Genomic DNA, 5,797 nt, shown 5'->3' with positions numbered 1-5,797 from the left:
CACCTCCTCTACTGGACATAACATCAGTATAGGAAAGACTGACGCGGTGGTGGCTGATCAACATGAGTAATCAGGTTAATTTATGGCCGAAGTTAAAATAAGGCTTCGCGTTATTTTAACTTTCCCGTTCTCCAGGCCGGCCAAGGTGTCCACGTCATCGACATGTCCGCGGGATGTGTCGAAAAAACGGCATTTGTTGAACATGTCACAGAGACATGTCGATGGCATGGACATATCAGCTCGCCTCCCATAGGGCGCCATTGAGGACCTCGAGGACCTCGTGGGTAAGCTGCTTTGCCAGGCGGTCGAGTCACTTGCTCTGAGAGGGGGTCCAGTCATGCCATGCTGGCTGTTCCAATTCGATACCGAGACGTGCGGCGATGTACTGGGCCATGGCTTCGCCGAGCTTGCGAAGCTTGATCAGGGTGGTGTTGGGATCATGACTGCAGGCACGCTCGGAGCTACTGGCGGTAGATCACGACATCGGCGACGATTGCTGCCCAGTGCCCTCCCTTTCCGTTGGGTTCTGGTATCACCAGGCTGACACGTCCCGCAATGTCGGGGGTCAGGCCTTGCACTCGGGCCGGCTTGTCAGCGGCGACTCTCGGCATCACGCGCCGTGGTAGCCATCCTCCTCGGGGTTCTCGTGCTCACCCCGGGGGAGCTCGCCGACCCACGCCAGGGCATCGGCGTACTCGCGGTGGGGAAAGGTGTGGATGTCCAGCGCCTTGACGAGGTGATCTTCCAGATGGGCGAGATGCTTGATCCACTCCTTGTCGGTGATCACGGCGACACGGTGGTAGCGCTCGAGGTCGCCGAGCTGGGTCAGGCCGTAGCCGACGTCCTTGAGCAGGGCCGTCAGGGTCATCCAGCGCAGGCCATCGAGTTCGACCAGCAGGCTGATGCGGGGATGGTTGCGCTTGGCAGCCTCGATGGCATCGATGGCCTGCTGCAGTTCCCTGGCTGTGACCACGCCTCCGATCTTCATGGCCACAACGTGTTCCGCCGGGTGGGTGATGAACTCCAACATGGTGATCTCCCTGGATCGTGGAGGATGAGAGCGACCTGAGTGCCTTCAGCATAGCCGCGATGGGCTCGCCTGAGCCGCGGTAGCGCCCTACGGCGATGAAGTGGCGCCGGGATGCCGGCCCTCCTTGGCCGGGCAGCGGTCGGCAATGTATCCCGGACCGTTCGTCAAGAAGCCCGGCACGCTGGCCGGGCTTCTCTTCCAGGCGGGGAGCCCCGCGCCTCCCTACCGCTGCTGCCCCGGGTGCTGGCCGGCGGCCTGGCGCGTCCTGGCCTCTGCTTGCGACAGCGCAGGGCGCCTCAGCGTCCCAGGTGCGCCTCGAACACCTTCATCAGCTCACGCTTGTCCTCGAAGCCGATCCCCGAGACCTGCGGCAGGGCCACCTGCCCTTCCTCGATGGGCGTGGAGTCGGCGAAACCACCGAAGGGGGCGAAGACCCGCGGATAGGACTCGTTGCCGCCCAGCTTGAGGCCTGCGGCGATGTTGAGCGCGAACTGGTGGCCGCCATGGGGGATGCACTGGCGCGATGACCAGCCATGGGCGCGCAGCACCTCGAGCATGCGCAGGTACTCCACCAGGCCATAGCCGAGCACCGGGTCCATCTGCAGGATGTCGCGGTCGGGGCGCATGCCGCCGTAGCGCAGCAGGTTGCGCAGGTCCTGGTGGGAGAAGAGGTTCTCGCCGGTGGCGGTGGGCGGGGCGTAGTGCTCGCTCAGCTGCTGCTGCAGGGCGTAGTCCAGAGGGTCGCCGGCCTCCTCGTACCAGCGCACGCCATAGGGGGCCAGGCCATCGGCGAAGGCCAGCGCGGTGCGCAGGTCGAAGCGACCGTTGGCGTCCACCGCCAGGCGACCCGCGTCTCCCACGATGTCGATGGCGGCCTCGACCCGCTCGAGATCCTCGGCCAGCGGCACCGCGCCGATCTTCATCTTGGTGCAGGTGTAGCCCAGGTCGAGATAGTCCCGCATCTCGTCCTGCAGGCCCTGGATCTGCTTGCCCGGATGGTAGTAGCCGCCCGCCGCGTAGACGGCGACGCGCTCGTCGGGCCGGCCGTCGCCGTGGCGCTCGGCCAGCAGCTGCGCCAGGGGCACCTTCTCGACCTTGGCGACGATGTCCCAGATCGCCATGTCGATGATGCCCACCGCCACGCTGCGCTCGCCGTGCCCACCCGGCTTCTCGTTGGCCATCAGAACCGACCACGCCTTGAAGGGATCCAGGTTGTGGCCGCTGTCGTCGAGCAGCTCGCTCGGCTCGGCGTCGCGCAGGCGCGGCAGGAAGCGCTCGCGCAGCAGCCCGCTCTGGGCATAGCGGCCGTTGGAATTGAAGCCGTAGCCCACCACCTGGCGGCCCTCCACCCGGGTATCGGTATAGATGGCCAGGATGGAGACGTCCATGGTGGCAAAGGAGATGTAGGCGTTGGCGATGTCGGAGGCGATCGACACGCGGGCCTCACGGATATCGGTGATTCTCATGGATGACTCCTAGAAGAGCAGGCCCGTCGGCAGGCGGACATTGAGCACTTCCTTGAAGGTCAGGTAGAAGACGATGACCAGCCCCAGGATCACCGGCATCCACCTCAGCAGACGCTGCCAGGTCACCCGCGTCTCGACCCGGGCCAGGTACCAGGTGAGGGCGAAGAAGGCGATCAGCGTGGTCACCAGGAACCCCAGCACCTGGACCAGCCCCCACCAGAGGAAGAACCCGGCGATCACGGTGAACAGCCGCCGGGGGCTGCCGGTGATCTCGACCTGGCGACCGCCGGGGCGGATCACGCCCTTGACGATCAGCGCGACCGCGATCAGGCACAGCAGCACCAGGATGGCCCGCGGGAAGATGATGCTCAGCCGCCCGATCTCCTCGCGGGGCAGCCAGAGCACGGCGGCGAACACCAGGCCGACGGTGCCCGCGGCGATATCGGTATTGAGGCGTAGGATCATGGCGACCTCCCGTCGTCCTCCTCGACCCTGTCCAGCAGGCCCTTGCGCGCCAGCCACAGGGGCACCAGCGTGGTCGCGGCCCCCAGCACCACCATGCCGGCGAGCACCATGGAGAGCGGATTGTGCAGCAACCTCAGCCAGGGGATGGGATCGACGACCGCCGCCATCAGGGTCTGCACATAGCCCTCCTCGGCGATCCCGCCGAGGATCAGGCCCAGCACGATCGGCGCGGGCTGGATGCCGATCAGGCGCAGGAAGTAGCCGGCGGTGCCCAGGATCAGCATGATGCCGACATCCAGCAGGCTGTTGCGCAGGGCAAAGGTCCCGAGGATGGTCACCATGGCGATGCTCGGCACCAGGAAGTAGTAAGGCGTGCGGATCACCACGCGGTGGATCAGCCGCCCGCCGAGCAGCCCCACCGGCAGCAGCAGCAGCGCCGCCATCCCCATGGAGAGGATGAAGCCGTTGGTCAGCACCCCGGACTCGGTGAAGAGGTCGAGCCCCGGGCGCAAGCCATGCATCAGCAGCACGCCGAGGATGATGGCGTCCGGCGGCGCGCCGGGAATGCCCAGGGTCAGCAGCGGCACCATGCTGCCCGCCACCATGACGTTGTTGCTCGACTCCGAGGCCACCACCCCATCCACGTTGCCCTTGCCGAAACTCCTGGGGTCCCGGGAGAAGCGCCGGGCCTCGTTGTAGGCCACCAGGCTGGTGACGTTGCCGCCGGCGCCGGGAATGATGGCGATGATCTGGCCGATCAGGCAGGAGCGGATCAGGTTGATCGGCTTGCCGAAGATATGGCGGACGATGCTGAGGATGGAGACTTCTTTCTTGCGCAGCTCCGTCTGTCCGGGCAGCGCCCCCCGCCCTTCGGCGGCCATGGTCAGCAGCTCGGGAATCACGAACAGGCCGATCAGCGCCACGATCAGCTCGATGCCGCCCTGCAGCGGCGGATAGCCGAAGATGAAGCGGGACTCCCCACCCACGGGCGAGACACCGATAGTGCTGAGCAGGATCCCGATGCAGCCGCCCAGCAGGCCCTTGAGCAAGGAGTCACTGGAGAGGCTCGCGACCAGGGTCAGCCCCAGCATCGCCACCCAGAACATCTCCGACGGCCCGAAGGCCACGGCCCATCGCGCCAGGGGGGGCGCCAGCACCAGCAGGAAGATGACCCCGACGATCCCCCCGGCTACCGAGGCGATGGTCGCCGCGGCGATGGCCTCATAGGCGCGGCCCTGGCGGGCCATGGGATAGCCGTCGAAGGTGGTGGCGATCGACGAGGGAGTGCCGGGGGTGTTGATCAGGATGGCCGTGAAGGCACCACCGTAGATGGAGCCCATGTAGACCCCTCCCAGGGCCATCAGGCCTTGCAGCGCCTCCATGGAAAAGGTGAAGGGCAGCAGGACCGCCAGCGCCATGGTGGCCGTGAGCCCGGGCATCGCCCCGATGAAGAGGCCCGCCGAGACGCCCACCAGCACGGTGATGACGCTCTCGAAGGTCAACAGGGAGGCCAGGGCCTCGAGGAGCATGTCCATGCATCACTCCGCCTGGGACCATGCGCACATGGCCCCGCCATGACAGGAGAGGAAGGGGGCCTGTGGCCCCCTGCGGCATCAGGAGGGGGTTACTCGGCGTCCTCGAGGATCGGGCCGTAGGCATCGCGCAGCATGCCGATCACCTCGTCGACCTCGTCACCGGTGATGTCTTCCATCACGAAGCCCAGCGGCTCCTGCTTCTCGGCAATCTGGCGGTTGGCCTCGGCGAAGGCCTCCTCGAGGGTCTCGACCACCTCGTCCGGGGTCCCCTTGGGCACCGCCACGCCGCGATAGGCGCCGCCGACGATGTCATAACCCTGCTCCTTGAAGGTGGGCGCATCGGGCAGCGCCTTGACGCGCTCCTCCGAGGCCACCGCCAGCACCTTGACGCTGTCGGCCATCTCGGTGCCGAGCATGGTGTAGTTGAAGATGCCGGCGACATGGCCGCCCTGCAGCGCGCCCTTGAGCGGTCCGGTGCCGGAGAAGGGAATGTAGGTCAGGTCGATGCCGGCTTCCTTCTCGAAGCGCAGCATGTCGAGGTGGTTGGCGCTGTAGGTACCACTGCCGCCCAGGGTGATCGCCTCGGGTTCTCCCTGGCGTCCTCGACGAGGTCCTCGAGGGTGTCGTAGGGACTGTCGTTGTGCACGATCAGGGCGTTGGGCGTGGAGTGGAAGAAGGTGACGATCCGCCAGTTGTCGGTCTCGTAGCCCGCGTTGTTGCGCTGGATCGGCTGGCCGATGATATGCGGGATATTGACGCCGATGATCTCGTAGCCATCCGGCTCGGCGCTATTCTGGAACTCGCTCCAGGCCACGGCACCGCCACCGCCCGGCCGATGGGTCACGTTGACCGAGACGCCCAGCACCTCTTCGAGGATCGGCTCCTGGAAGCGCGCCGTGACGTCCGATTCACCACCCGGATCGAAGGGGATGATGTAGGTGATGTCCTCTTCCGGGTATTCGGCATGGGCGGCGCCGGACAGCCCCACGGCGGCGACGGCCGTCATGGCGAGCGCCAGCTGCTTGTACGTGAACTTCATGGCATGCTCCAGACGTTGTTGTGTCGTGATCGTCTCCTGACAGCCGAGTCTTGTCATTGTGCGTGTTGTCTCGCCCGGCTACCGGGCCCCAGCGCCTCGCAGCCGTCGCTGATGCCCTGTTCCTGAAGCTAGCCGAGTTGTAAAAGTTGTCAAGATCGTCACCCCTCGAACACCCGTCGCCGCGAGTTGCGCAGGTGGCGCTGCATGCACTGGCCGGCACCTTCGCCGTCGCCGGCCAGAATGCTGTCGTGGATGTCGCGAT

4 protein-coding genes and 1 pseudogene are annotated in these 5,797 nt (G+C 65.9%); all 5 read right to left on the bottom strand.

From position 1 onward, the window contains the following. Window positions 1-610 precede the first annotated feature (610 nt). On the bottom strand, window positions 611-1,030 hold the full coding sequence (locus SCI24_RS20505) for an STAS/SEC14 domain-containing protein (protein ID WP_318727135.1): 420 nt from the start codon (window positions 1,028-1,030) through the stop codon (window positions 611-613). A 296-nt stretch (window positions 1,031-1,326) separates the two neighbouring features. After that, window positions 1,327-2,496 carry a mandelate racemase/muconate lactonizing enzyme family protein gene (locus SCI24_RS20500; RefSeq protein WP_318727134.1) on the bottom strand — a complete coding sequence of 390 codons (1,170 nt, stop codon included), beginning with the start codon at window positions 2,494-2,496 and terminating at the stop codon, window positions 1,327-1,329. 9 nt (window positions 2,497-2,505) lie between these two features. After that, complete coding sequence (locus tag SCI24_RS20495; RefSeq protein ID WP_318727133.1) at window positions 2,506-2,961, bottom strand: tripartite tricarboxylate transporter TctB family protein; 456 nt, start codon at window positions 2,959-2,961, stop codon at window positions 2,506-2,508. Next, window positions 2,958-4,496, bottom strand: coding sequence for a tripartite tricarboxylate transporter permease (locus SCI24_RS20490; protein WP_318727132.1), 1,539 nt, complete (start codon window positions 4,494-4,496; stop codon window positions 2,958-2,960). The genes SCI24_RS20495 and SCI24_RS20490 overlap by 4 nt, the downstream gene beginning before the upstream one ends. An 89-nt stretch (window positions 4,497-4,585) precedes the next feature. Continuing rightward, window positions 4,586-5,502 (bottom strand): annotated as a pseudogene (locus SCI24_RS20485) (Bug family tripartite tricarboxylate transporter substrate binding protein). Between the last annotated feature and the right edge of the window lie 295 nt (window positions 5,503-5,797).

It is taken from the genome of Halomonas sp., from assembly GCF_033549285.1.
In the GTDB taxonomy this organism is placed as follows: domain Bacteria; phylum Pseudomonadota; class Gammaproteobacteria; order Pseudomonadales; family Halomonadaceae; genus Halomonas.
This window is presented reverse-complemented; position numbering and strand designations above follow the sequence as displayed.

What these genes read in the sequence shown, in the direction of transcription:
- SCI24_RS20490 (WP_318727132.1), bottom strand. Translation starts at nt 4,496, where the DNA reads ATGGACATGCTCCTCGAGGCCCTGGCCTCCCTGTTGACCTTCGAGAGC.
- SCI24_RS20500 (WP_318727134.1), bottom strand. Translation starts at nt 2,496, where the DNA reads ATGAGAATCACCGATATCCGTGAGGCCCGCGTGTCGATCGCCTCCGAC.
- SCI24_RS20495 (WP_318727133.1), bottom strand. Translation starts at nt 2,961, where the DNA reads ATGATCCTACGCCTCAATACCGATATCGCCGCGGGCACCGTCGGCCTG.
- SCI24_RS20505 (WP_318727135.1), bottom strand. Translation starts at nt 1,030, where the DNA reads ATGTTGGAGTTCATCACCCACCCGGCGGAACACGTTGTGGCCATGAAG.